At 63.8% G+C, this 23539-nt stretch carries 23 protein-coding genes; 18 read left to right on the top strand and 5 right to left on the bottom strand.

The genetic code is table 11. The features are described 5' to 3' along the window. Positions 1 to 3 precede the first annotated feature (3 nt). The 4 genes from trpD to GR328_RS05580 all read right to left on the bottom strand — a co-directional run bounded on the left by trpD (position 4) and on the right by GR328_RS05580 (position 5147). Entirely contained in the window at positions 4 to 1017 is a 1014-nt protein-coding gene (gene trpD / locus GR328_RS05595) for an anthranilate phosphoribosyltransferase (protein WP_160883541.1), read from the bottom strand. A 28-nt stretch (positions 1018 to 1045) separates the two neighbouring features. Beyond that, positions 1046 to 1663: an anthranilate synthase component II gene (locus tag GR328_RS05590; RefSeq protein WP_160883540.1), complete on the bottom strand. Its 618-nt coding sequence runs from the start codon at positions 1661 to 1663 to the stop codon at positions 1046 to 1048. A 61-nt stretch (positions 1664 to 1724) separates the two neighbouring features. After that, entirely contained in the window at positions 1725 to 3245 is a 1521-nt protein-coding gene (gene trpE, locus GR328_RS05585; protein WP_160883539.1) for an anthranilate synthase component I, read from the bottom strand. Between the two features lie 3 nt (positions 3246 to 3248). After that, positions 3249 to 5147, bottom strand: a complete 1899-nt coding sequence (locus GR328_RS05580; RefSeq protein WP_160883538.1) for a SurA N-terminal domain-containing protein — start codon at positions 5145 to 5147, stop codon at positions 3249 to 3251. Between the two features lie 135 nt (positions 5148 to 5282). Here GR328_RS05580 and tpiA point away from each other — a divergent pair, with 135 nt between their 5' ends. The 7 genes from tpiA (at position 5283) to GR328_RS05545 (ending at position 12334) form a co-directional block, all read left to right on the top strand. After that, entirely contained in the window at positions 5283 to 6050 is a 768-nt protein-coding gene (gene tpiA / locus GR328_RS05575; protein WP_160883537.1) for a triose-phosphate isomerase, read from the top strand. A 251-nt stretch (positions 6051 to 6301) separates the two neighbouring features. Next, entirely contained in the window at positions 6302 to 6715 is a 414-nt protein-coding gene (gene secG / locus GR328_RS05570) for a preprotein translocase subunit SecG (RefSeq protein ID WP_160883536.1), read from the top strand. A gap of 106 nt (positions 6716 to 6821) precedes the next feature. Continuing rightward, positions 6822 to 8450, top strand: coding sequence for a CTP synthase (pyrG, locus tag GR328_RS05565; protein WP_160883535.1), 1629 nt, complete (start codon positions 6822 to 6824; stop codon positions 8448 to 8450). A 104-nt stretch (positions 8451 to 8554) separates the two neighbouring features. After that, the gene (locus GR328_RS05560; RefSeq protein WP_160883534.1) at positions 8555 to 9418 is read left to right on the top strand and encodes a VOC family protein; all 864 of its coding nucleotides are present in this window, start codon (positions 8555 to 8557) and stop codon (positions 9416 to 9418) included. 54 nt (positions 9419 to 9472) lie between these two features. Beyond that, complete coding sequence (locus tag GR328_RS05555) at positions 9473 to 9874, top strand: DUF350 domain-containing protein (protein WP_160883533.1); 402 nt, start codon at positions 9473 to 9475, stop codon at positions 9872 to 9874. 158 nt (positions 9875 to 10032) lie between these two features. Continuing rightward, positions 10033 to 10881 (top strand): 3-deoxy-8-phosphooctulonate synthase, encoded by an 849-nt coding sequence (kdsA, locus tag GR328_RS05550; protein WP_160883532.1) that lies wholly within the window; start codon positions 10033 to 10035, stop codon positions 10879 to 10881. 283 nt (positions 10882 to 11164) lie between these two features. Further along, on the top strand, positions 11165 to 12334 hold the full coding sequence (locus GR328_RS05545; protein WP_160883531.1) for an MFS transporter: 1170 nt from the start codon (positions 11165 to 11167) through the stop codon (positions 12332 to 12334). On the opposite strand, the gene queF is transcribed toward GR328_RS05545, so the two are convergent. Then, positions 12319 to 12768 carry a preQ(1) synthase gene (gene queF / locus GR328_RS05540; protein WP_160883530.1) on the bottom strand — a complete coding sequence of 150 codons (450 nt, stop codon included), beginning with the start codon at positions 12766 to 12768 and terminating at the stop codon, positions 12319 to 12321. The two genes, GR328_RS05545 and queF, sit on opposite strands and share 16 nt — an antisense overlap. A 145-nt stretch (positions 12769 to 12913) precedes the next feature. Between queF and eno the strand changes: the two genes are divergently transcribed. The 11 genes from eno to lipA all read left to right on the top strand — a co-directional run bounded on the left by eno (position 12914) and on the right by lipA (position 23500). Beyond that, complete coding sequence (gene eno / locus GR328_RS05535; RefSeq protein WP_160883529.1) at positions 12914 to 14197, top strand: phosphopyruvate hydratase; 1284 nt, start codon at positions 12914 to 12916, stop codon at positions 14195 to 14197. Between the two features lie 299 nt (positions 14198 to 14496). After that, complete coding sequence (locus GR328_RS05530; RefSeq protein ID WP_160883528.1) at positions 14497 to 14811, top strand: FtsB family cell division protein; 315 nt, start codon at positions 14497 to 14499, stop codon at positions 14809 to 14811. 171 nt (positions 14812 to 14982) lie between these two features. Continuing rightward, complete coding sequence (pdhA, locus tag GR328_RS05525; protein ID WP_160883527.1) at positions 14983 to 16044, top strand: pyruvate dehydrogenase (acetyl-transferring) E1 component subunit alpha; 1062 nt, start codon at positions 14983 to 14985, stop codon at positions 16042 to 16044. A 119-nt stretch (positions 16045 to 16163) separates the two neighbouring features. Continuing rightward, the gene (locus GR328_RS05520) at positions 16164 to 17630 is read left to right on the top strand and encodes a pyruvate dehydrogenase complex E1 component subunit beta (protein WP_160883526.1); all 1467 of its coding nucleotides are present in this window, start codon (positions 16164 to 16166) and stop codon (positions 17628 to 17630) included. Between the two features lie 4 nt (positions 17631 to 17634). Continuing rightward, positions 17635 to 17931 carry a DUF5076 domain-containing protein gene (locus GR328_RS05515; protein ID WP_160883525.1) on the top strand — a complete coding sequence of 99 codons (297 nt, stop codon included), beginning with the start codon at positions 17635 to 17637 and terminating at the stop codon, positions 17929 to 17931. 24 nt (positions 17932 to 17955) lie between these two features. Next, on the top strand, positions 17956 to 19359 hold the full coding sequence (locus GR328_RS05510) for a pyruvate dehydrogenase complex dihydrolipoamide acetyltransferase (protein WP_160883524.1): 1404 nt from the start codon (positions 17956 to 17958) through the stop codon (positions 19357 to 19359). 111 nt (positions 19360 to 19470) lie between these two features. Further along, positions 19471 to 20910, top strand: a complete 1440-nt coding sequence (gene lpdA, locus GR328_RS05505) for a dihydrolipoyl dehydrogenase (protein WP_160883523.1) — start codon at positions 19471 to 19473, stop codon at positions 20908 to 20910. A 99-nt stretch (positions 20911 to 21009) separates the two neighbouring features. Beyond that, positions 21010 to 21213: a hypothetical protein gene (locus GR328_RS05500; protein WP_160883522.1), complete on the top strand. Its 204-nt coding sequence runs from the start codon at positions 21010 to 21012 to the stop codon at positions 21211 to 21213. Between the two features lie 88 nt (positions 21214 to 21301). Further along, positions 21302 to 21697 (top strand): (R)-mandelonitrile lyase, encoded by a 396-nt coding sequence (locus GR328_RS05495; RefSeq protein ID WP_160883521.1) that lies wholly within the window; start codon positions 21302 to 21304, stop codon positions 21695 to 21697. Positions 21698 to 21925: 228 nt separating this feature from the next. After that, the gene (locus tag GR328_RS05490) at positions 21926 to 22393 is read left to right on the top strand and encodes a GFA family protein (RefSeq protein WP_160883520.1); all 468 of its coding nucleotides are present in this window, start codon (positions 21926 to 21928) and stop codon (positions 22391 to 22393) included. Positions 22394 to 22540: 147 nt separating this feature from the next. Next, the gene (lipA, locus tag GR328_RS05485; RefSeq protein ID WP_160883519.1) at positions 22541 to 23500 is read left to right on the top strand and encodes a lipoyl synthase; all 960 of its coding nucleotides are present in this window, start codon (positions 22541 to 22543) and stop codon (positions 23498 to 23500) included. Positions 23501 to 23539 lie beyond the last annotated feature (39 nt).

The following is a 23539-nucleotide window of genomic DNA, read 5'->3' as shown; positions in this document are numbered from 1 at the left end:
GCCTCACGCATTCGAGACTTGAACGAGGCGCTCCAGCTTGCCCTTGGCGGCGCCGCTGTCGAGAGCCTGTGTCGCGCGTTCCAGGCCGTCGCACAGGTTTGCGGCCGCGTCCGCGATCACGAGGGCTGCGGCGGCATTGAGCAGGGCAACGTCGCGATAGGCATTGCGGGCACCGTCGAGCACGGCGCGCAGGGCCTTTGCGTTATGCTCGGGATCGCCACCCTTCAGATCTTCCAGCTTAGAGGTCGGGAGGCCGACTTCGTCGGGCGTCACGGTGAACCGACGGATGGCGCCGTTCTCCAGCGCCGCTACGAAGGTGGGACCTGTGGTGGTCATCTCGTCGAGGCCGTCGGAGCCGTGTACCGTCCAGACACGTCTGGAGCCGAGCTCCTTCAGAACCTGCGTGAGGGGATCGAGCCAGGCTTCCGAGAACACGCCGAGAAGCTGGTTGCTCACGCCGGCCGGGTTGGCGAGCGGTCCGAGGAGATTGAAGATCGTGCGTGTGCCGAGCTCCACGCGGACGGGGGCCACATGGCGCATCGCGGCATGGTGCGTCTGGGCGAACATGAAGCACAGGCCCGCCTCGTTCACGCAGCGCTCCAGGCCCTCCGGATCGAGTCCGAGCTTCACGCCGAGCGAGGACAGAACGTCGGCCGTACCGGATTTGGAGGAGGCCGCGCGGTTGCCGTGCTTGGCGACGGGAACGCCGCAGGCTGAGACGATGATCGAGGCAAGCGTCGAGATGTTGTAGCTGCCGGAATGATCCCCCCCGGTGCCGACGATGTCGATGGCATTCTCGGGTGCCTTGACCGGCAGCATGCGTCCGCGCATGGCGGTGACGGCACCGATGATCTCGTCGAGGAACTCGCCGCGAACCCGGAGCGCCATCAGGAACGCACCCGCTTGTGCCGGTGTCACCTCGCCGGAAAGAAGGTCATCAAAAGCCCATCGCGCCTCGTCCCGGGTCAGAGCTGCGCCGGTTGCGACTTTCGCGAGATAGGATTTGAAGGATTCCATGGGTTCAATGCCTTGTTCAGCGGCGGGTTTATGCAGGATTTGGCCCGTTCGGGCGACGCTTCTCGTTCCAAGCGGCTGCCAGATCGAAGAAATTGCGCATGATCGTCGTTCCGTGCTCCGAAAGGATGCTCTCAGGGTGAAACTGCACGCCATGAATGGGGAGCGAGCGGTGCGACAGGCCCATGACGAGGCCGTCCGCCGTCTCGGCAGTGACGGCCAGCTCCTCAGGGCAGGTTTCCCGGTCCACGATCAGCGAATGATAGCGGGTCGCCTTGAAGGGACCGTTGATGCCGCGGAACACCGCTTCCCCGCGATGCTCCACCTCGGAGACCTTGCCGTGCATGGGCAAAGGCGCGCGGGACACAGTGCCGCCGAACACCTGACCGATGGCCTGAAGGCCGAGGCACACGCCGAAAGTCGGGATTGCGGGCGACGCGCGCTTCACGAGATCGAGGCAGATCCCCGCCTCGTTGGGTGTGCACGGCCCCGGCGAGAGCACGATGGCGTCGGGCGGCGAGGCCAGCACGTCCTCCGTGGTCAGGGCGTCGTTACGCACGACGTCCACCGAGGTTGCGAGAGGGCCGAGCAGATGCACCAGATTCCAGGTGAAACTGTCGTAGTTGTCGATCACGAGAACGCGGGTCATAGCGCACTGACGTTCGCGTATGCGACGGGTCCGGTCAAGGGAAGCATTGCCGCTTGTGCCGTCATTGTCCGATCCTCGCCTGGCTTGCAAACCGCACGGCTTCCTCCGCCGCCCGGAACAGGGCCTTGGCCTTGTTGACGCATTCCTGCTGCTCGGAGGCCGGATCGGAGTCGTAAACGATGCCTGCGCCCGCCTGAACCGCCATGCGCCCGTCCTTCACGACGGCGGTGCGCAGCACGATGCAGGTGTCCATTTCGCCATTGGCGCCGAAATAGCCGATGCAGCCCGCGTAAGGCCCGCGCTTGTCCTTCTCCAGTTCGTTAATGATCTCCATGGCGCGCACCTTTGGTGCGCCGGAAACCGTTCCCGCCGGGAAGCCCGCCACGAGAGCATCGAGAGCATCGAACGAGGGATCCAGGCGGCCCTCCACGTTCGAGACGATGTGCATCACTTGGCTGTAATATTCGAGAAAGAAGGAATCCGTGACCTGAACGGTGCCCATCTCCGCCACGCGGCCCACGTCGTTCCGGCCGAGATCGAGCAGCATGAGGTGCTCCGCGCGTTCTTTCTGATCCGCGAGCAGGCTTTCCGCATGAGCCCGGTCCTCGGTGGCCGTTCTGCCTCGCGGGCGCGTTCCGGCGATAGGCCGGATCGTCACCTTTCCATGGCGAACACGCACCAGGATCTCCGGGGAGGAGCAGACGATCTGGAAATCCTCGAAGTCGAGATAGCAGAGGAACGGAGCCGGATTCACCCGCCTCAATGAGCGATAGAGCGCAAAGGCGGGGAGGGGGAAGGTTGCCTCGAAACGCTGCGACAGCACCACTTGGAAGATGTCGCCCGCGCGGATGTATTCCTTGGCTTTCGCAACCATGCCCTCAAACTCCTCCGGCGTCGTATTCGAGACGGGAGGATCGAAGTGAATGGCGGCAGGATCGCTGCGGTCCTCGATGGGAAGCGGCAGTTCGAGAGCCTGCGTAACCAAGTCGAGGCGGGTCAGGGCGGTTTCGTAAGCCGCTTTCGCCGATACACCGGATTGCGGGCGCACGGGCGTGATGAGGGAGACCTCGTCCTTCACTGCGTCGAACACAACCATCGTGGTCGGCCGGATGAGAACGGCGTCCGGCACCTGGAGCACGTCCGTGTTGGGCTCCGGCAGGCGCTCCATCTGGCGCACCATGTCATAGCCCAGATAGCCAAAGAGGCCCGCCGCCATGGGCGGAAGATCGTCGGAGAGAGACAGGGCGCTTTCCTTGATGAGGGCGCGCAAGCTGTCCAGGGCAGGACGGTCGTCGGCAACGAACAGCTTCTCACGGCTCAGCGCGTTGCGATCGATGGAGGCGACGCCGTCCTGGCATCGCCAGACGAGATCCGGATCGAGACCGATCATCGAGAAGCGGCCTCGCGTAGCGCCGCCTTCGACGGATTCCAGCAGGAAGGCCGAACCCTTCCGGTGGTGTCGCAGCTTGATGAAAGCGGCGACGGGCGTGAGAAGATCTCCGACCAGAGTGGCGCGCAGAACCCCTGCCTCGCCAGCCTCGTAGGCTTCCGCAAAAGTCTCGAAATCGGGCGCAATGCTCATGGCTCAGAATTCGCCGCTGCCGATCGCCTGCTGCAAGGCCTGCTGGTTGACGGTCACGCCGAGATCCTGGCGAGCCTGGGCGATGTACTGATTGATAAGGTCGTCGCCGATGCCGTTGCGCAGCTGGTTCTCGATGTTCTGCACTTCCTGGGTCGTGGTGACCATGGCCGGCACGGTGGCAGCCGTCACCTTGTAGACAACCCGGGAATCAGCGGCATTCGCCGCACTCCCGGCCTTGCCGACCGGCGTTGCGAAGATGCGATTGACGGCTTCCGCGGAGAGATCGTCCTTTGCCGTGTTGCGGGCGAGGTCGACGACGGTCTTCACCGGGGCGTTCACGTCCTGCGCCACTGCCTCGATGGCCTCGCCCTTGTCGAGGCGCTCGGTCATCTCACGGGCCTTATCGGCAAGGCGCTGGCTGATCTGCTCCTCCCGCCACTGCGCGGCCGCCTGGTCTCGCACCTCATCGAGTGTCTTCTCGCGGGAGGGCTCGATGCCTGTCACGTCGTACCAGACATAGCCGGATCCGGTGCGCAGGGCCTCGTTGTCGACACCGATGTCAGAGGCGAAAGCCGCCTTAACCAGGGCTTCACGCTCGGGCACGTTCACCGGATTCCCAGCCTTGTCGAGGCCCTGAGCGTCCATGGCGGGGACCTGAACGAGTGTCAGGCCCTTCTCCTTGGCGATGTCGGCGAGCGGCTTGGCACCCGCGCGTAGATCCTCGATCTCATCGTGGATTTTCTCGATCTGGCTCTGGGCGCGCTCGCGGGCAACCACCATGCGAATATCGGCCGCAACCTCCTCGAAGGGGCGCACGGATTCGGGCTGGATCTTGGTCACGCGCACGAGCACCGGGCCGAAACGGCCCTGGATCGGATCGCTCACGCCCCCCTCCGGGAGGCCGAACGCCACGTCAGCCACGGCAGGATCGAGCATCTCAGCCTTCGTAAAGGTGCCGAGCTCCAGGCCGGATGCAGCGACGCCACGCTCGGCTGCAACCGCCTCGAAGGTCGTGCCTTCCTTGATCTTTGCCGCGGCGGCCTGTGCGTCCTCCATGGCGGTAAAGGGGATCTGCTGGATCGTGCGGCGCTCGGGCTGGCCGTACTCCCCCTTGTGCTGCTCGTAATACTGGCGCGCATCGGCTTCCGGCACATCGTCGGGCTTGGCGATCGCGGCGGCGTCCAGCGCCATGACGTTGACGGCTCGGTATTCCGGGGCGCGGAAGCTGCCCTTGCGCTCCTCGTAGAAGCTCTGGAGCTGCTCGGCGGTCGGGGCAGGGATGTCGCCCGCCATCGCCGCATTCAACGGGATATAGGTCGCAGAACGGCGCTCGGAGGTGAAGCGGTGGAGCGCTTCCTTGGCGGCGGTCGGAACATTCGGGGCGCCGGCCAGGGCTTCCACCAGATGGGACCGGATCGTGGAAGCGCGTTGCTCTTCCACGAAACCTGGCTCCGACAGCCCTGCGTTGCGTAGCGCCTGATCGAACAGGGCACGATTGAACTGGCCGTCGGCCCCCTTGAAGGCCGGGTTTTCCACGATGGAACGGGCGACGAGTTCGTCGGAGACGGAAAGCCCGAGACGTTTCGCCTCTTCGGCAAGGACGGCCTCCGTAACGAGGGAGTTCAGCACCTGCTGGTCGAGGCCGAACATGCGGGCCTGCTCAGGGGTGATCACCGTTCTGAACTGGCGGCTCAGCTGCTGTATCTGATTGCTATAGGCGTTACGCACCTGGCTGATGGAAATGTCGGTGTCGCCGACCTCCGCGACTGTCGAAGCGGGGGTTGCGCGGAAGATGTCGCCAATTCCCCAGATGGCGAAGCTGACGATCAGGGCGCCGAAAAAGACGGTGGCGATGATTTTGCCGACCAGGGTCTGCCCAGCCTTGCGCATGTTCCGAAGCATCGTGAACCCGTTCCCAAAAAACTCGTTTAACAGGCCGATAGCCCATCGAAGGCCCGGGGAAAAGGGCAAGTCCGGTTGAAAGAGGGCTCAAGGCTCTGCTACTGCCAAGTTATCAAGCCTCACAGGAGTTCGAGAATGAGCGTCGAATGGCCGCGCCCGTTGGTGGCGGGAAACTGGAAAATGAACGGTCTGAAGTCCTCCCACGAGGTCCTGAGCGAAATTCAGAACGGTTACACTCCCGGCCTCAAAGCCAAGGTCGAACTCGTCGTCTGTCCTCCCGCAACCCTTGTGCACAGTTTCGCCGTCGCCTGCGTCGGCTCCCGGGTGGGAATTGGCGGCCAGGATTGCCATGCCAAAGAATCGGGCGCCTTCACAGGTGACCTCTCGGCCGAGATGCTGGCCGACGCGGGCGCTGCCTACGTGATCGTCGGCCATTCGGAGCGCCGCCAGTACCATAAGGAAAAGGACGCCGATGTCTGCGCCAAGGCCGTCGCGGCCCACAGGGCTGGGCTGGCGGCCATCGTCTGCGTGGGCGAGACCCGCGAGGAGCGGGAGGCCGGCAGGACCCTTGCCGTGGTGCGCAAGCAGCTGCGCGGTTCTGTCCCGGTCGATTCCAACAGCCGCAATCTTGTTGTGGCCTATGAGCCGGTCTGGGCCATCGGCACGGGCCTGACCCCGACCGCCGCCGACGTAGCCGAGGTGCACGCCGCAATCCGCGAGGAACTCAAGCGCCTCGTAGGCAAAGCCGATCATGCCAGGGTGCGAATCCTCTACGGTGGCTCCGTAAAGCCCTCCAACGCGTCCGAATTGATGGCCGTGGAGAACGTCAACGGGGCCCTCGTCGGCGGCGCGAGTCTCGTGGCGGCCGATTTCCTGGCGATCGCCGGGGCTTATCTGGGATAGCCCTCATCGCCGAACTTGTCCCTTATGGCCGGACATGAGCCAGCCATCCAGGCTTTGGGAAGGTCGCGATGGAATGAGGGAATCCCCGGGGCCAGTCCAGGGCGGTGGTGCAGGCATGAGAGAGCCCTTCAACAACAAAAGCGCCCTTGCGGGTCTTTGATCCTGCAACCACCTGTGCTACAGGCCGCCACAACGAACGGATTGCGAGCGGCTGACGCATTCAAGCGCAGCCGCTTGAGGTTTTTGGAACGATGCAAACAGTTCTTATTATTGTCCACCTGGTCATCGTGCTCGCCCTGATCGGCGTCGTTCTCCTGCAGCGCTCCGAGGGCGGCGGCATGGGGCTCGGTGGCGGCGGCGGCGGCGGCGGCGTATCCGGCTTCATGACCGGGCGCGGCCAGGCCAATGCCCTTACCCGCGCCACTGCGATTCTGGCGGGCCTGTTCTTCGTGACAAGCATCGCCCTGACGGTGATGGCGACGTCAGGGCGCGGCCCGCGGTCGATTCTCGATGGGGCGACCCCGGCAGCACCCGCAGGAGGGCAGGCACCTGCGGCACCGCAAGGTGGCAGCGTGCTCGAGCAGTTGCAGCGTCTCCAGGGCGATCAGCCGGCGAACCCGGCTCCAACGCCCAACGCTCCGGCGCCCGCCGCGCCTCAGCAGTAAGCCAAGCAGCAGGGCCGGAACTCCGGCCCTCTTCTTTTGTGGATGGTTTCGGAGCGGCAGGATTCGTGATTGCGAATCGGCGCTCCTTATTGATGGATAGGGGTCCATGACGCGGTACGTATTTATCACCGGCGGCGTGGTGTCTTCGCTCGGCAAGGGTCTGGCTTCGGCGGCTCTCGGAGCGCTTCTTCAAGCACGCGGCTACAAGGTCAGGCTTCGCAAGCTCGACCCATATCTCAACGTTGATCCGGGGACGATGAGTCCCTATCAGCACGGCGAGGTCTTCGTGACCGACGACGGTGCCGAGACCGACCTGGACCTGGGTCATTACGAGCGCTTCACCGGCGTTCCGGCCTCCAAGGCCGACAACATCACCACGGGACGGATCTATCTCGACATCATCACCAAGGAGCGGCGCGGCGACTATCTCGGCGCGACGATCCAGGTGATCCCGCACGTGACGAACGCCATCAAGGATTTCGTGGTCACCGGCAACGAGGGCTTCGATTTCGTGCTCGTCGAGATCGGCGGCACGGTGGGTGACATTGAGGGCCTGCCGTTCTTCGAGGCAATCCGCCAGCTCGGCAACGATCTGGAGCGGGGTCAGGCGATCTACGTTCACTTGACGCTGCTGCCGTTCATTCCTTCGGCGGGCGAACTGAAGACAAAGCCGACGCAGCACTCCGTCGCGGAGCTTCGCTCCATCGGCATCCAGCCCGACATCCTGCTCTGCCGCACGGATCGCGAGATCCCGAAGGACGAGCGCCGGAAGCTCGCTCTCTTCTGCAACGTGCGCGAGACGGCGGTGATCGAGGCGAGGGATGCCCGCTCGATCTACGACGTGCCGCTCGCCTACCACGAGGCAGGTCTCGACAGCGAGGTCCTAGCGGCCTTCGGCCTGGACACCTCGAATACCCCGGATCTGAGCCGCTGGACCGGGATCTCAGAGCGCGTGCACAATCCCGAAGGCGAAGTGAATATCGCCGTCGTCGGCAAGTACACGGGACTCAAGGATGCCTACAAGTCGCTGATCGAGTCGCTCCACCATGGAGGCATCGCCAACCAGGTGAAGGTGAACCTGCACTGGATCGAGAGCGAGGTCTTCGAGAAGGAGGATCCGGCTCCCTTCCTTGAAGGAATCCATGGCATCATGGTACCTGGCGGCTTCGGCCAGCGCGGCGCCGAGGGCAAGATTCGGGCGGCACAGTTCGCCCGCGAGCGTAAAGTGCCGTATTTCGGCATCTGCTTCGGTATGCAAATGGCCGTGATCGAAGCAGCCCGCTCTCTCGCCGGGATCAAGGACGCCAACTCCACCGAGTTCGGCCCCACGCCAGAGCCCGTGGTCGGCATTCTCACCGAATGGCTGCGGGGGAACGAACTCGAGAAGCGCGTCGCAGGCGGCGATCTCGGCGGCACCATGCGCCTTGGTGCCTATCAGGCTAAGCTCGTCCCTGGCAGCAAGGTAGCCGAGATCTATGGCGGCACGGAGATCTCCGAGCGCCACCGCCACCGCTACGAGGTCAACATGGCCTATCGCGAGCGGCTCGAGGCCAAGGGCCTGCGTTTCTCCGGCGTTTCCCCCGACGGTGTCCTGCCCGAGATCGTCGAATATGAGGACCATCCCTGGTTCATCGGCGTACAGTACCATCCTGAGCTGAAGTCGCGACCCTTCGATCCGCACCCGCTCTTTAAGAGCTTCATCCACGCAGCCGTGGTGCAGAGCCGCCTCGTATGAGGTAAAATTCAAGAGGCGCCGGCGGGAAATCCCGCCGGCGTTTTCGTTTTGAGTTTGTGTTTGCTGCCCTAGGATATATGGATCCACTGACAGGAAAGACCTTGATGAGCCGCCGGATCGATCACCTCGTCATAGCCGTTCGGGACCTCGACAAAGCCGCGGATCTCTACCGGCGTCTTGGCTTTCAGGTCGGCGTGCGCAACCGGCATTCCTGGGGGACGGAGAACAGGCTCGTCCAATTTGCGGGCACCTTCCTTGAGCTGATCACGGTGGGCGAGGGCGCTCGGATCCCGCCGCACAGGCAGGGGCATTTCAGCTTCGCGGCCTTCGTCCAGGATTATCTGAAGGAGCGCGAGGGCCTCGCCATGCTGGTGCTCGACAGCCGGGACGCCGCGGCGGATGCCGCGTTCTTCGCCGAGAGGGGCATCGGCGCGTTCGAGCCGTTCCATTTCGAGCGGATCGGCCAGAAGCCCGACGGTAGCGAGACGAAGGTGGCCTTCTCCCTGGCTTTTGCCCAGGACGAGGCTGCGCCGAAGGCAGGTTTTTTCGTATGCCAGCAGCACTTCCCGGAAAATTTCTGGAATCCGGCTTTCCAGGTTCACGAGAACGGAGCCGCGGGTCTGGCATCCGTCGCGCTCGCGGCTCCCGAACCCGACCGCTGCAAGAGGTTCCTAACGGCCTTCACCGAAGTCGTGCCGACAAGCCCGGCTCTGCATGACCTCTCGTTCCGCCTCTCGGACGCTCATCTTGACGTCATGACGCCGGACGATGCCGCTGAAAGCTATGTTTCCGTCGAAGCGGAGCTGGATCAGCCGTGCTTCGTGGCCTTCACGGTGCGGGTGGAGGACGTCCTGGTGCTTTCCAAGCGCCTGGATGTGGCAGAGGTTCCGTATCAGCATGTAGGCAGCCGGCTCGTCGTCCCGGCGAGCGCGGCCTTCGGCGTCGCCATCGCCTTCGAGGCTACGTAATAAATTAACTATGTTCCTCTAACGATCATGGAAAGTGATTCGTAGGGGCTGACCGTGACTTCCACTCTGGCCGGTTTGTTCGACTTTCTGGTCTTTTTCGTCATCGCCGTTGTGCTGGTGGCGCTGTATCTCGGCATCTATACGCTTGCGACCATGCACAACGAGTTCGCCCTGATCCGGCGGAACGTGGTATCGGCCTCAACGGCCCTGGGCTTCAGCCTCGTCGGCTTCGCGCTGCCGCTTGGCAGCGCCATCGTCCATGCGCAGGGGATCGTCGATCTCCTCGTCTGGGGGCTGGTGGCCCTGGCCGTTCAGATTGTCGTGTACTGGCTGGTGCGCATCGTGATGCCCAATCTCTCGCAGCGGATTGCCGGGGGCGAAATGGCCGCCGCCCTGTTTCTCGGTGCATCCTCTCTCTCGGCTGGCATCATCAACGCGGCTTCCATGACGTTCTGACGCTGCACGAATCCTCCTTCCCACAAGGGAGCGGGAATGCGCGCCATGCCGTTCGCGATCCTGAATCGCCATCCTGCGCTGCCGGGTCCGACGCCGGAACGGGCCGGCTGCGGAACATCTCGCTTTTCGCTGGCCCGAAAACCGGCTAGTGACGGCGCATGACCGATACCAAACAGATCCCCTCCGTCGTCCAGGCAGGCTCCGTCCGCTTCGGCAACCATCTGCCGCTCGGCATTATCGCCGGGCCTTGCGCCATGGAGAGCCGCGAGCACGCCCTTGAGATGGCAGCCGCCCTCAAGGAGATCACGGGCAGGCTCGGCCTCGGTCTGGTCTACAAGTCGTCCTTCGACAAGGCGAACCGCACCTCGATTTCGAGCTCCCGCGGCATTGGGCTCGACAAGGCGCTGACCATCTTCGCTGAGGTGAAGGAGAAGTTCGGGCTGCCAGTGATCACCGACGTGCACGAGAATGATCAATGCGCTCCGGTGGCCGAGGTCGCCGACATTCTCCAGATCCCGGCCTTCCTCTGCCGCCAGACGGATCTTCTGGTCGCCGCTGCCCGGACGGGGCGCGTGGTGAACGTGAAGAAGGGCCAGTTTCTGGCCCCGTGGGATATGGCCAACGTCGCCGAGAAGGTGAGGGCGGCTGGTAACCCGAACGTGATGCTGACGGAACGCGGCGCCTCCTTTGGCTACAACACCCTGGTCTCCGACATGCGCAGCCTGCCGATCTTGGCCGAGACAGGCGCCCCGGTGATTTTCGACGCGACCCATTCCGTCCAGCAGCCCGGCGGCAACGGCGCAACCTCGGGCGGCCAACGGGAATTCGTACCCGTCCTTGCCCGCGCGGCGGCTGCCGTGGGCGTGGCAGGCATCTTCATCGAGACGCACCAGGATCCGGACCGAGCTCCCTCCGACGGGCCCAACATGGTACCGCTCAAGGAACTGGAGGGCTTGCTCGCCCAGCTGAAGGCCTTCGACGCGCTCGCCAAGGGCAGGGCGGGTTGACTATCGACATGGCTCGACCCTGCCTCCTCGCGTCGTCACCGGCCTTGTGCGGGTGATCGCGACCATATGAGGCGCTGCGCCTCTCCGCATGGAGGTGGCAGGGGACAGGTCCGGCCTCGGCGGTGGAAGGCGATAGGGGCGTGAATGGCCGTGGCGGCCATGACATCGTAGAATGCTCATGACCTCAGAGGAGGGCAGGATTGCATTCCCGCATCTCCTCCTGCTGCAGGGCCGTGATATGGAGCGATAGGCCCCGTCTCGCGGCCTTCTTCGTTAGAGCGTCATGTCCTCGCGCAACCTCATCCTGATACTCGCCGTCAGCGGCTTTGCCAGCACCTTCTCCGCCCGCGCGGTCGAACCCATGGTGGGGGTCATCGCGCGTGACCTGAATTCCTCCGCGCAGACCATCGCGCTTCTCTCCGCAGCCTTCGCGCTGCCTTACGCCTTTATCCAGCCGGTCCTCGGACCCGTCGGCGATGCGCTCGGCAAGGAGCGCGTGATGAAGGTGGCCCTCTCGGTGCTCTTCCTGGCACTGGCCGGCTCGTTCTTCGCGCCCAATACCGAAACGCTCTTCGGTCTGCGGATCGTCGCCGGCCTTGCGGCGGGCGGCGCCGTGCCGCTCTCCATCGCGTTGATCGCTGACCGGGTTTCGGTGGCCCAGCGCCAAGTGGCCCTCAGCCGCTATCTCGTCGCTATCATCGTCGGGCAGCTTGCCGGATCGTCCTTGGCCGGGCTTCTGGCGGAAGGGATCGGCTGGCGCGGGGTGTTCGGCCTCTCCACCCTCATGATGGCCTGCGGGCTCACCGCGACCATGATCGGTTTTCGCGAGGCGCCTCCCGGAGGAAAGTTCGATTCACGTGCCGCGATTCTCCGCTATCGGGAGATCCTAACCAATTCGCACGCCCTCTTCCTTTTCGGCTCCGTCTTCGTCGAGGCTATCGCGATCTTCGGCATCTTCCCCTATGTCGCGCCGCTTCTCGAGGAGCGCGGCGGGGGAGGGGCGGCCGAGGCCGGTTTCGCCATCGGCGGCTTTGCCGTCGGCGGCCTCGTCTATTCCGCACTCGTGACGTGGTTGTTGAAGCATCTCGGCATCGGCCGCATTCTCATCGGCGGCGGACTTTGTGCCGGGGCGGCTCTCGTCGCGCTGGGATTTGCCGGAGACTGGAAATTCGATTTCGCTGCGCTCCTGCTCATGGGCCTGGGCTTCTACATGCTCCACAACACCTTCCAGGCGCAGGTGACCGAGGTGGCGCCGCAGGCGCGGGCCTCGGCGGTGGCGCTCCATGCCTTTTCGTTCTTCTGCGGCCAGGCGCTCGGAGTCGTGCTGATGGGGTTCGGCCTGCGGCATGTCGGGCTCACCGCCTCGACCGCCACGGCCGCCCTGATCATTCTGGGTGTGGGCCTGACCGCCTCGATCGTACTGGGGCGGCCCGCTCCTCAGCGGGCGCGATAGGGCGCGACGCCTTGGTCGGGCAGCCAGAGATTCTTCGGCACTTCGCCCGTCTGCCAGAACACGTCGATGGGAATTCCGCCGCGTGGATACCAGTAACCGCCGATCCGCAGGAAGCGGGGCTCCAGGAGCTCGGCGAGACGCTTGCCGATCGCCACAGTGCAGTCCTCGTGAAAGGCGCCGTGATTGCGGAAGCTGTGCATGTAGAGCTTCAGCGACTTGGATTCCACCAGCCAGGGGCCGGGGACGTAATCGATCACGAGGATCGCGAAATCCGGCTGGCCCGTCACGGGGCAGAGGGATGTGAATTCCGGCACCGTGAAGCGGGCCAGATAATCCGTATCGGGATGCGGGTTTGGCACCCGGTCGAGGGTCGCCTCCTCGGGTGACTGGGGAGCGGCCGTCGTCTGGCCGAGCTGGAGATGGGTCTCCGTCATCGTATTTCACCTTGGATCAGGACATGATGGGCTGCTCTCGTCCTTGCCCGCTTACGCATTTCGGTCAATAAGCCTTTTCATGACGTGAGGCCGCACCCGTCGTTGCGGGGGCACCGGCCGCTCTTCAGCCCCAGGAGCCTGATTTATGACCGCGATCATCGACGTTTTCGCCCGCCAGATCCTCGACAGCCGTGGCAATCCCACTGTCGAAGTGGATGTCACCCTCGAAGACGGCTCCATGGGCCGCGCGGCAGTTCCCTCAGGCGCATCGACAGGTGCACATGAGGCGGTCGAGCTGCGCGACGGCGACAAGTCCAAGTACCTCGGCAAGGGCGTGCTGAAGGCCGTCGACGCGGTGAACAACGAGATTCTCGACGCTATCGGCGGCATGGATGCCGAGGAGCAGATCGCCATCGACGAGACCATGATCGAGCTCGACGGCACCCCGAACAAGAGCCGCCTGGGCGCCAACGCGATCCTCGGCGTGTCTCTCGCGGTTGCCAAGGCCGCGGCCGAGGCCTCGACCCTGCCCCTCTACCGCTATGTGGGCGGTACGCAGGCCCGCGTTCTTCCGGTTCCCATGATGAACATCATCAATGGGGGCGCGCATGCGGACAATCCCATCGACTTCCAGGAATTCATGATTATGCCGGTGGGCGCGCCGACGATCGCGGAAGCCGTGCGCATGGGTGCGGAAGTATTCCACACCCTTAAGAAGGCTCTCAAGGATGCCGGCCACAACACCAATGTCGGCGACGAGGGCGGCTTCGCCCCGAACCTGCCCTCCGCGGAGGCCGCACTCGACTTCATCATGAAGTCGATCGAGCAGGCAGGATACAAGCCGGGCCAGGACATGGTGATCGGCCTCGACTGCGCCGCCACGGAGTTCTTCAAGGACGGCGCTTATCACTATGAGGGTACGGGTCAGACGCTCTCGCCGCAGCAGCAGGCCGAGTATCTCGCGAAGCTGGTCTCCAGCTATCCCATCGCCTCCATCGAGGACGGCATGTCCGAGGACGATTGGGAGGGCTGGAAGGCCGTCACCGGTCTCATCGGCTCCAAGTGCCAGCTCGTCGGCGACGATCTGTTCGTAACGAATGTGAGCCGTCTCTCGCGAGGCATCAAGGAGGGCGTCGCCAACTCGTTGCTGGTGAAGGTCAACCAGATCGGCTCGCTTACCGAGACGCTCAACGCGGTCGACATGGCCCAGCGCGCCGGCTACACCGCCGTCATGTCGCACCGGTCGGGCGAGACTGAGGATTCCACCATCGCCGACCTGGCAGTCGCCACCAATTGCGGGCAGATCAAAACCGGCTCGCTCGCCCGTTCGGACCGGTTGGCCAAGTACAACCAGCTCATCCGCATCGAGGAGGAGCTGGGATCGCAGGCCCGCTACGCAGGCCGCGCCGCATTGAAGGCGTTGGTGTAAGATAACTGCATTTCAGTTGCTTGAGAAAGGCCGCCCCGCGCGGCCTTTCTTGTTTAGCTCTCCTTCTTCGCTATCGCCTCTCGATCGGGATCGAGTCCGGCTATCGGCATCTCTCCCCACATCCCGTAGTGATTCTCCTCCTATCATGGTCGGGCTGGTTCCGGATCGCCCCATAGAAGAAGGGCGCGGCGCCTAAGGCGCGGTGCTCCAGGAATCGAGTCCATCACAGAGCCTGTGATGCGAGTGGCAGATGAGCTCTTCTAACGCCTCCTTAACCATGTGCGGTTTAGAACGAGCCTATGGTGATCCGCAGGCGACTGAGACGATTCTTGATACCGCTGGCGCTCTACAGCGTCTCGGCAGCGGTGGCGGCGTATTTCGTGCACCACGCCCATAGCGGGGCTCGTGGCATCGAGGCGCAGCAGCAGTATGAGGCTCAGATGGCCGAGCTGAACCGGGAACTGGATGGCCTCCGAGACGAACGGACACAGTGGGAGCGCCGTATCTCCTTGCTCAGGAGCGATCAGATCGATCGGGATCTCCTCGAGGAAAGGGCTCGGGTAATGTTGGGGCGTGTCCATAAGAACGATCTCGTCATCATTACAGGCCCATAACCGGGATCACCCGAAAGAATGAATTAACTGAATTTGTGTTGATCTGATTTTAATAAGTTAAAACAATAAGTTGCGCAATTTATTGTGCAGCGCAAAAGGTCGTTTGGGGCTCTCGATTTCCGAATTCGACTGCGCTACAACTTTCGTCGAGGAAATCCTTCGGAGGAACCGATGGCTGTTGCTGCCCGCAAGGCGGGCCGTGCCGGTGCAGGCGCGGCTAACAAGTCCACTTCCAGCAAAGGCTCTGGTCGCGGAGCTGCCCCCAATACCCCACAATTCGACAAAGATCAGGATCTTTCCGCCTACAACGACATGTTGCTGATCCGCCGCTTCGAGGAGAAGTCCGGCCAGATGTACGGCATGGGCCTCATAGGCGGTTTCTGCCACCTCTATATCGGCCAGGAGGCCGTGGTCGTCGGCATGCAGATGGCGACGAAAGAGGGCGACCAGGTGATCACCGGCTACCGGGATCACGGTCACATGCTGGCCTGCGGCATGGACGCGAAGGGCGTCATGGCCGAGTTGACAGGCCGCCGCGGCGGCCTGTCGAAAGGCAAGGGCGGCTCCATGCACATGTTCTCAAAAGAGAAGCACTTCTACGGTGGTCATGGCATCGTCGGCGCCCAGGTGTCGCTCGGCACCGGCATTGCCTTCGCCAACCATTACCGCGAGAACGGTAATGTCTGCCTGACCTATTTCGGCGACGGCGCGGCCAATCAGGGTCAGGTCTACGAGAGCTTCAACATGGCGCAGCTCTGGAAGCTGCCTGTGGTCTACGTGATCGAGAACAATCGCTACGCCATGGGCACTGCCGTGAACCGCGCCTCGGCGCAGACCGATTTCTCGAAACGCGGCGTGTCCTTCGGCATTCCCGGTGAGCAGGTGGACGGCATGGATGTTCGCGCGGTCTACGCCGCCGGCCGGCGCGCCATCGAACATGCCCGCTCCGGCAAGGGGCCGTACATTCTTGAGATGCAGACCTACCGCTATCGCGGCCATTCCATGTCAGATCCGGCGAAGTACCGCACGAAGGACGAAGTGGCCCGCATGCGCGAGGAGCACGATCCAATCGAGCAGGTGCGCCGCCGTCTCCTGGAGGGCTGGAAGCTTTCGGAAGAGGAGCTGAGGGCCATCGACAGCAAGGTGCGCGAGATCGTGAACGAAGCGGCCGAGTTCGCCACGCACGATCCGGAGCCCGATCCGTCCGAGCTCTACACGGATATCCTTCTCTGAGTAAGGCTCAGGAAAGAGGGCGCCGGTTCTCCGATCAACCTGTGCCCTGACGACAGATGGCGGCGCATTCAGCGCCGCTCCGAAACTTTCGCCGCAGCGACAATCAACACGAGTCTTTCATGGCGACCGATATTCTCATGCCCGCCCTCTCGCCCACCATGGAGCAGGGCAAACTGGCCAAGTGGCTGAAAAAGGAAGGCGACAAGGTCAAGCCTGGCGACGTGCTGGCCGAGATCGAAACCGACAAGGCGACCATGGAGGTCGAGGCGATCGACGAGGGCGTCCTCGCCAAGATCCTGGTCTCCGATGGCACCGACAACGTGGCCGTGAACACGCCCATCGCGATTCTGGCTGACGAGGGCGAGGATGTATCGGCGGCCGCCTCGCGCGCGCCGGCTCAGGGTGGCGGCGAGCCGCCTCCGGCGCCTGGACCGAGCGCGCCACAGCAGGCTCCCGTACCCGACATGCAGGCCGAAGGCATGGCAGATCGCCCAGCTCCCTCCGAGCGTCCGCAGCAGACAGATCTTTCGACCCCTGCCGCTCCCTCGGTGATCACGAGCCGCACGAGCTACAATGCGATGGCAGAAATCCCGGAAGGTACCGAGATGGTCAACATGACCGTCCGCGAGGCGCTCCGGGACGCGATGGCCGAAGAAATGCGCAAGGACGAGAGCGTCTTCGTCATGGGCGAAGAGGTGGCGGAATACCAGGGCGCCTACAAGGTGACGCAAGGCTTGCTGCAGGAGTTCAGCGCCAGGCGCGTGATCGACACGCCGATCACGGAACACGGCTTCGCAGGCGTCGGTGTCGGCGCGGCCTTCACGGGCCTGCGTCCCATCGTCGAGTTCATGACCTTCAACTTCGCCATGCAGGCGATCGACCAGATCATCAACTCGGCCGCCAAGACACTCTATATGTCCGGCGGCCAGCTGGGCTGCCCCATCGTGTTCCGCGGTCCCAACGGTGCTGCGGCCCGTGTGGCGGCGCAGCACAGCCAGGACTATTCGGCCTGGTACTCGCAGATCCCGGGCCTGAAGGTGGTCGCTCCCTATACGGCCTCCGATGCGAAAGGTCTGCTGAAGAGCGCCATTCGCGACCCGAACCCGGTGATTTTCCTCGAGAACGAAATTCTCTATGGTCAGTCCTTCCCGGTGCCCAAGCTCGACGACTTCACGATCCCGATCGGCAAGGCACGCATCCATCGCGAGGGCAAGGATGTCACCATCGTCTCCTTCTCCATCGGCATGACCTATGCGCTCAAGGCCGCGCAGGAGCTGGAGAAAGAAGGCATTGATGCCGAGGTGATCGACCTGCGCACCATCCGCCCCCTGGATACCGAAACCATTGTTGCCTCCGTCATGAAGACGGGCCGCTGCGTCTCGGTGGAAGAGGGCTGGCCGCAATCAGGCGTGGGTGCCGAGATCGCCATGCGGATCATGGAGAACGCATTCGATTATCTCGACGCGCCGGTCGCCCGCGTGACCGGCAAGGACGTGCCGATGCCGTACGCCTCGAACCTCGAAAAGCTGGCGCTTCCATCGGTCGCCGAGGTCGTTCAGGCCGCGAAGGCCGTCTGTTACAGGTGAAATCATGAAAGAGCGGAAATTCGAAGCTCTCAACGTGCCGCCTGATGCGCTCGAAAAGGGTGGCATTGAAATCCTGAGGGCTTCGGTGGTCGACGGGGCGGTGAGCATCGCGCTGCGCCGCGCCTTCGACGATCCGTTCACCTGGGGCGTGCTCCTGGTGGATCTCGCCCGCCACGCCGCACGCGTCTACGCCATGGAAACCGACTTCTCCGAAGAGGAAGCCCTGGCGGAGATCGTTTCTGGCATTCAAGCCGAGCTGGACAATCCGAGCGATCCCGGTTCGTCGCAAGCCGTCAACTGATTCAAGATCAGGATTCAACACGCCATGCCCATCAACATCCTGATGCCCGCTCTCTCTCCCACCATGGAAAAGGGCAACCTTGCCAAGTGGCTGAAGAAGGAAGGCGATACGGTGAAGTCCGGCGACGTGATCGCCGAGATCGAAACCGACAAGGCCACCATGGAAGTGGAGGCGGTGGACGAAGGCGTCCTCGCCAAGATCGTCGTGCCCGAGGGTGCCACGGACGTGCCCGTAAACCAGGTGATCGCGCTGATCGCCGGCGAAGGCGAGGACCCGAAGAGCATCACGGCTCCGGCAGGTGGTGGCGCTCCGGCCCCGAAGGCCGAGGCCGCTCCAGCGGCAGCACCCGCGCCGCAGGCCAACGCAGTCCCGGGTGATCAGTCCGCGCACATGGCTTACGCCCGTGTCGATCAGGCTCCCGCCGGTCCCGCGCAGGCCGCGAAACCGAACGGGGCCGGGCAGCAGGCTTCCGGAAATCGCGTGTTCGCCTCGCCGCTCGCCAAGCGCATCGCCCGCGAAGCCGGCATCGACATCGCGTCGATCCAGGGCTCCGGCCCACACGGCCGCATCGTCGAGAAGGACGTGCGCGCGGCCCTTCAGAGCGGCGGCGCAAAGCCCGCGGCGGTTCCGGCAGCTGCCGCGGCTCCCGCCGTGAAGCCCACGCAGCCTCCGGCTCTCGCGCCGAGCATGGGCGCGGATCAGGTGAAGGCGATGTTCGAAGCGGGCACTTACGAGGAAGTTCCCCTCGACGGCATGCGCAAGACCATCGCCAAGCGCCTCGTGGAGTCCAAGCAGACCGTTCCGCATTTCTATCTGTCGCTCGATTGCGAGCTCGACGCGCTCATGGCTCTACGCGAGCAGATCAACGCGGCAGCGGCCAAGGACAAGGACGGCAAGCCCGCCTACAAGCTGTCGGTCAACGACTTCGTCATCAAGGCTCTCGCCATCGCGCTCCAGCGCGTGCCGAACGCCAACGCGGTATGGGCCGAGGACCGCATCCTGAAAATGAAGCACTCGGATGTGGGCGTCGCCGTCGCCATCGAAGGCGGTCTTTTCACCCCGGTCGTACGCAAGGCCGAGCAGAAGACGCTCACCGCCATCTCGGCCGAGGTGAAGGACATGGCGGGCCGCGCCCGCAACCGCCGCCTGAAGCCGGAGGAATATACTGGCGGATCGACGGCCGTGTCGAACCTTGGCATGTACGGCATCAAGGATTTCCAGGCGGTCATCAACCCGCCGCACGGCACGATCCTCGCGGTCGGCGCTGGCGAGCAACGGGTCGTGGTGCGGAACGGCGCTCCCACCGTCGTGCAGGCCATGACCGTGACGCTCTCCTGCGATCACCGCGTGGTCGACGGCGCACTCGGTGCCGAACTCCTCGCAGCCTTCAAGCAGCTCATCGAAAGCCCGATGGGAATGCTGGTGTAGGACACTCGACGCGATGGTCGGCCCTGCGCCGGCCATCCACGCCTTTCAAACGGTCCGGCACGCGATGGCGCTGATACCCGGGCCAGGCCCGGGCAGGACGGGGGAAATTCCATGGCAAATCTTTACGACATCATCGTCATCGGCGGCGGGCCGGGGGGGTATGTGGCGGCGATCCGCGCGGCGCAGCTCGGGTTCAGGGCCGCGGTTGTGGAGCGAGAGCATCTCGGCGGCATCTGCCTCAACTGGGGCTGCATCCCGACCAAGGCGCTGCTGCGTTCTGCGGAAATCTACCATTACATGGAGCACGCCAAGGATTACGGCTTGTCCGCTCAGGGCATCGGCTTCGATGCTGCGGCCATCGTGCAGCGTTCGCGCGGCGTATCGGGCCGCCTCAACGGCGGCGTCGGCATGCTGCTGAAGAAAAACAAGGTCGATGTGATCTGGGGCGAGGCCGCCATCACCAAGCCCGGCGAGGTCGTGGTGACCGCCACGAAAAAGCCCGCCATGCAGCCGCAGACCCCGGCTCCGAAGGGCATTCTGGAACCCGGCACATATCAGGCGAAGCACATCATTATCGCAACAGGCGCCCGCCCGCGCGTGCTGCCCGGCATCGAGCCCGACGGCAAACTGATCTGGACCTATTTCGAGGCCATGGTCCCGCAGGCCATGCCGAAATCGCTGCTCGTCATGGGCTCCGGCGCCATCGGCATGGAATTCGCCTCGTTCTACCGCACCCTCGGCGCGGAGGTGACGGTGGTCGAGGTGCTGCCGCAGATCCTGCCCGTCGAGGATGCGGAGATCGCGACCCTTGCCCGCAAGCGCTTCGAGAAGCAGGGCATGAAGATCTTCACCGGCGCGAAGGTCACGAAGGTGGAGAAGAGCGCGAACTCGGTGACCGCCACCGTCGACGACGGCAAGGGCGGTACGCAGACGATCACCGCCGAACGGATGATTTCGGCGGTCGGCGTCGTCGGCAACATCGAGAATCTCGGCCTTGAGAAGCTCGGTGTGAAAATCGAGCGCGGCGTCATCGTCACCGACGGCCTCGGCCGCACAAACGTCCCCGGCATCTATGCCATCGGCGACGTGGCAGGCGCGCCCATGCTGGCGCACAAGGCCGAGCACGAGGGAGTGATCTGCGTCGAGACCATCAAGGGGCTGCATACGCATCCGATGGACAAGGCCAAGATCCCAGGCTGCACCTATTGCAACCCGCAGATCGCGTCGGTTGGTCTCACCGAGGCCAAGGCGAAGGAGCAGGGCTACGACATCCGCGTCGGCCGCTTCCCCTTCGTGGGCAACGGCAAGGCGATCGCGCTGGGTGAGCCGGACGGCCTCGTGAAGACGATCTTCGACAAGAAGACCGGCCAGCTTCTCGGCGCTCACATGATCGGTGCGGAAGTGACAGAACTCATCCAGGGCTTCGTGATCGCCATGAACCTGGAGACCACCGAGGAGGAGCTGATCCATGCGGTCTTCCCGCATCCGACCCTTTCGGAGACGATGCACGAGAGCGTCATGGACGCCTATGGGCGCGTGATCCACATCTAACGGAAGGAACGGGGGCTTCCGCTGCGGCGCCCCCGAATTCCCGGGGAACATTGCGCTGCGGCATCTCTTTTCCATCCGCTACTGGATACGGAGCACGAGATGCAGCGCCTTCTTTCGAGCCTGGCCTTTCTTCTAATCGCGACCCTGTCCCATGCCCAGGACACCGCGCCTGTGGTCCCCACCCAGGAAGCCGCCGGAACGACGGGGGACACGATCCTGATCGCCGTGATCGCCATCGCCTTCGTCGTAGTGGCCGTCGGGGTCTTCCTGTTCATCCGCCGAGGCGGGCGCGCGCGCATGTGAATGGCGTCAGAGCTTTGCCCTTGCGTCTTTGCCGCTTGGTCATCTCTTATGGATGCTCAGGGCGTCCAACCGTCTAAGGAGACAAGGCATGGAGATCAGGCGAAGCGGCTCGCAACCATCCGGAAAGGGACCTGCGGACTGGTTCACCGGCACGGTGCGCATCGACCCGCTGTTCCCCGCCAAGACCCCAGCGCGGGCAGCCGGCAACACGGTCACCTTCGAACCCGGCGCACGCACCGCGTGGCACACTCACCCGCTCGGGCAGGTGTTGATCGTCACCGCCGGCTGCGGCCGGGTTCAGCGCGAGGATGGACCCGTGGAGGAGATCCGCCCTGGCGACGTGGTCTGGTTCGAGCCCGGCGAGAAGCACTGGCACGGCGCGGCCCCGACCACGGCGATGACCCACATCGCCATTCAGGAATCGCTCGACGGCAAAGCCGTGGACTGGATGGAACATGTCACGGACGAGGAATACGGGGCCTGAGGGGCCCGGCTCCCGACGTCGTCCGCGCTCACCTGTCATCCCGGACCTGTCCCGGGAGTTCCTCCCGTAGGGACGCAGCGCTCTTTCGACCGGGATGGGCGGGACGCCCTCGCCATCACGAGAGGTGGCGAAGGTCTGAGCCGTCATCCTGCGCAGCGCCAGTATCCACATTGACGCCCTTTCGCGCCCACGACAAAGTCCCGTTTCGGGCGATACGGGGAGGCGTTCATGGCGGAAGAGAGCAGCGTAAGGGAAGGCGGGTGCCGGTGCGGGCAGGTGCGCTTCCATGTGACCGCGAAGCCCGTCATGACCATGGCCTGTCATTGCACGGGTTGCCAGCGCATGACCGCGAGCGCGTTTTCCTTGAGTGCGCTCTACCCAAGCGACGGTTTCGCAGTGGTGCAGGGCGATCCCGTCATCGGTGGGCTGCACGGCCCCACGCGCCACTTCTTCTGCCCGCATTGCATGAGCTGGCTCTTCACCCGTCCCGAAGGCCTCGATGACTTCGTTAATGTACGCGCCACGCTCTTCGACAATGCAAGGGATTTTACACCCTTCATCGAGACCTGCACCAGCGAGGCGCTGCCGTGGGCCAGGACGCCAGCGAGGCACAGCTTCAAGCGGTTTCCGCCCATGGAGAGTTATCCGGAGCTGATGGCGGAGTTTGCAGGCGAGATTCGCATGGGGCAAGAGTGACGCGGTAGGTTAACCTCTCCCGCAGCCGGGCTCAGCCACAACCCGGCCCTGCGGCTTTGGCATTTGCGAACACGCCCCAAAGGCCTTACATCAGGCCGACACTCCTCGGAGGGGTAAAATCCCTTCGCCCACAAGGTTCATCGCTCCATGGCCGTCGTTCTCGACCTTCTGAACAAGGACAACCGACCCCGTCACCCGGAAAAGGCGCACCGGCCGGACCAGCCCGTTCAACAGCGCAAGCCCGACTGGATTCGCGTGAAGGCTCCGGGCTCCCCCAAATGGGCCGAGACGAACAAGATCGTGCGCGAGAACAAGCTCGTGACGGTCTGCGAGGAGGCCGGCTGCCCCAATATCGGCGAGTGCTGGGAGAAGAAGCACGCCACCTTCATGATCATGGGCGACACCTGCACCCGGGCCTGCGCCTTCTGCAACGTGAAGACCGGCCTGCCGGAAGCCCTCGACCCGCACGAGCCCGAGAACGTGGCCAAGGCCGTCGAGAAGCTCGGCCTGGAGCACGTGGTCATCACCTCCGTGGACAGGGACGACCTCGCCGATGGCGGCGCGCAGCATTTTGCCGACGTGATTCATGCCATCCGCGCCCGCAGCCCGAATACCACGGTCGAGATCCTGACGCCCGACTTCCTGAGGAAGCCCGGCGCGCTGGAGATCGTAGTCAAGGCCAAGCCCGACGTGTTCAACCACAATCTGGAAACAGTGCCCTCGAAGTACCTGAAGGTCCGTCCCGGCGCGCGCTATTTCCACTCGATCCGCCTGCTCCAGCAAGTGAAGGAGCTCGACCCGACCATCTTCACCAAGTCAGGAATCATGGTGGGCCTGGGCGAGGAGCGGAACGAAGTTTTGCAGCTCATGGACGACCTGCGCTCGGCGGACGTCGACTTTATGACAATCGGCCAGTATCTCCAGCCGACGAAGAAGCACCACCCGGTGATCCGTTTCGTCACGCCGGACGAATTCAAGGCCTATGAAACCACCGCCTATGCCAAGGGTTTCCTCCTCGTCTCCTCGACGCCGCTGACGCGCTCGTCGCATCACGCCGGCGAGGACTTCGCCAAGCTCAAGGCGGCCCGTCTCGGCAAGCTCGGTTAAGGCGTCGGCTGTCAAGCGGGATCCGCCTTTTGCGGACGA

Origin of the sequence: Microvirga makkahensis (genome assembly GCF_009830105.1) — a bacterium.
Classification (GTDB): domain Bacteria; phylum Pseudomonadota; class Alphaproteobacteria; order Rhizobiales; family Beijerinckiaceae; genus Microvirga; species Microvirga makkahensis.
This window is presented reverse-complemented; position numbering and strand designations above follow the sequence as displayed.

What these genes read in the sequence shown, in the direction of transcription:
- lpdA (WP_160883523.1), top strand. Translation starts at nt 19,471, where the DNA reads ATGGCAAATCTTTACGACATCATCGTCATCGGCGGCGGGCCGGGGGGG.
- GR328_RS05530 (WP_160883528.1), top strand. Translation starts at nt 14,497, where the DNA reads ATGGTGATCCGCAGGCGACTGAGACGATTCTTGATACCGCTGGCGCTC.
- pyrG (WP_160883535.1), top strand. Translation starts at nt 6,822, where the DNA reads ATGACGCGGTACGTATTTATCACCGGCGGCGTGGTGTCTTCGCTCGGC.
- GR328_RS05545 (WP_160883531.1), top strand. Translation starts at nt 11,165, where the DNA reads ATGTCCTCGCGCAACCTCATCCTGATACTCGCCGTCAGCGGCTTTGCC.
- GR328_RS05500 (WP_160883522.1), top strand. Translation starts at nt 21,010, where the DNA reads ATGCAGCGCCTTCTTTCGAGCCTGGCCTTTCTTCTAATCGCGACCCTG.
- eno (WP_160883529.1), top strand. Translation starts at nt 12,914, where the DNA reads ATGACCGCGATCATCGACGTTTTCGCCCGCCAGATCCTCGACAGCCGT.
- kdsA (WP_160883532.1), top strand. Translation starts at nt 10,033, where the DNA reads ATGACCGATACCAAACAGATCCCCTCCGTCGTCCAGGCAGGCTCCGTC.
- tpiA (WP_160883537.1), top strand. Translation starts at nt 5,283, where the DNA reads ATGAGCGTCGAATGGCCGCGCCCGTTGGTGGCGGGAAACTGGAAAATG.
- pdhA (WP_160883527.1), top strand. Translation starts at nt 14,983, where the DNA reads ATGGCTGTTGCTGCCCGCAAGGCGGGCCGTGCCGGTGCAGGCGCGGCT.
- GR328_RS05490 (WP_160883520.1), top strand. Translation starts at nt 21,926, where the DNA reads ATGGCGGAAGAGAGCAGCGTAAGGGAAGGCGGGTGCCGGTGCGGGCAG.
- GR328_RS05520 (WP_160883526.1), top strand. Translation starts at nt 16,164, where the DNA reads ATGGCGACCGATATTCTCATGCCCGCCCTCTCGCCCACCATGGAGCAG.
- GR328_RS05495 (WP_160883521.1), top strand. Translation starts at nt 21,302, where the DNA reads ATGGAGATCAGGCGAAGCGGCTCGCAACCATCCGGAAAGGGACCTGCG.
- GR328_RS05560 (WP_160883534.1), top strand. Translation starts at nt 8,555, where the DNA reads ATGAGCCGCCGGATCGATCACCTCGTCATAGCCGTTCGGGACCTCGAC.
- GR328_RS05515 (WP_160883525.1), top strand. Translation starts at nt 17,635, where the DNA reads ATGAAAGAGCGGAAATTCGAAGCTCTCAACGTGCCGCCTGATGCGCTC.
- trpD (WP_160883541.1), bottom strand. Translation starts at nt 1,017, where the DNA reads ATGGAATCCTTCAAATCCTATCTCGCGAAAGTCGCAACCGGCGCAGCT.
- queF (WP_160883530.1), bottom strand. Translation starts at nt 12,768, where the DNA reads ATGACGGAGACCCATCTCCAGCTCGGCCAGACGACGGCCGCTCCCCAG.
- lipA (WP_160883519.1), top strand. Translation starts at nt 22,541, where the DNA reads ATGGCCGTCGTTCTCGACCTTCTGAACAAGGACAACCGACCCCGTCAC.
- GR328_RS05590 (WP_160883540.1), bottom strand. Translation starts at nt 1,663, where the DNA reads ATGACCCGCGTTCTCGTGATCGACAACTACGACAGTTTCACCTGGAAT.
- GR328_RS05580 (WP_160883538.1), bottom strand. Translation starts at nt 5,147, where the DNA reads ATGCTTCGGAACATGCGCAAGGCTGGGCAGACCCTGGTCGGCAAAATC.
- trpE (WP_160883539.1), bottom strand. Translation starts at nt 3,245, where the DNA reads ATGAGCATTGCGCCCGATTTCGAGACTTTTGCGGAAGCCTACGAGGCT.
- secG (WP_160883536.1), top strand. Translation starts at nt 6,302, where the DNA reads ATGCAAACAGTTCTTATTATTGTCCACCTGGTCATCGTGCTCGCCCTG.
- GR328_RS05510 (WP_160883524.1), top strand. Translation starts at nt 17,956, where the DNA reads ATGCCCATCAACATCCTGATGCCCGCTCTCTCTCCCACCATGGAAAAG.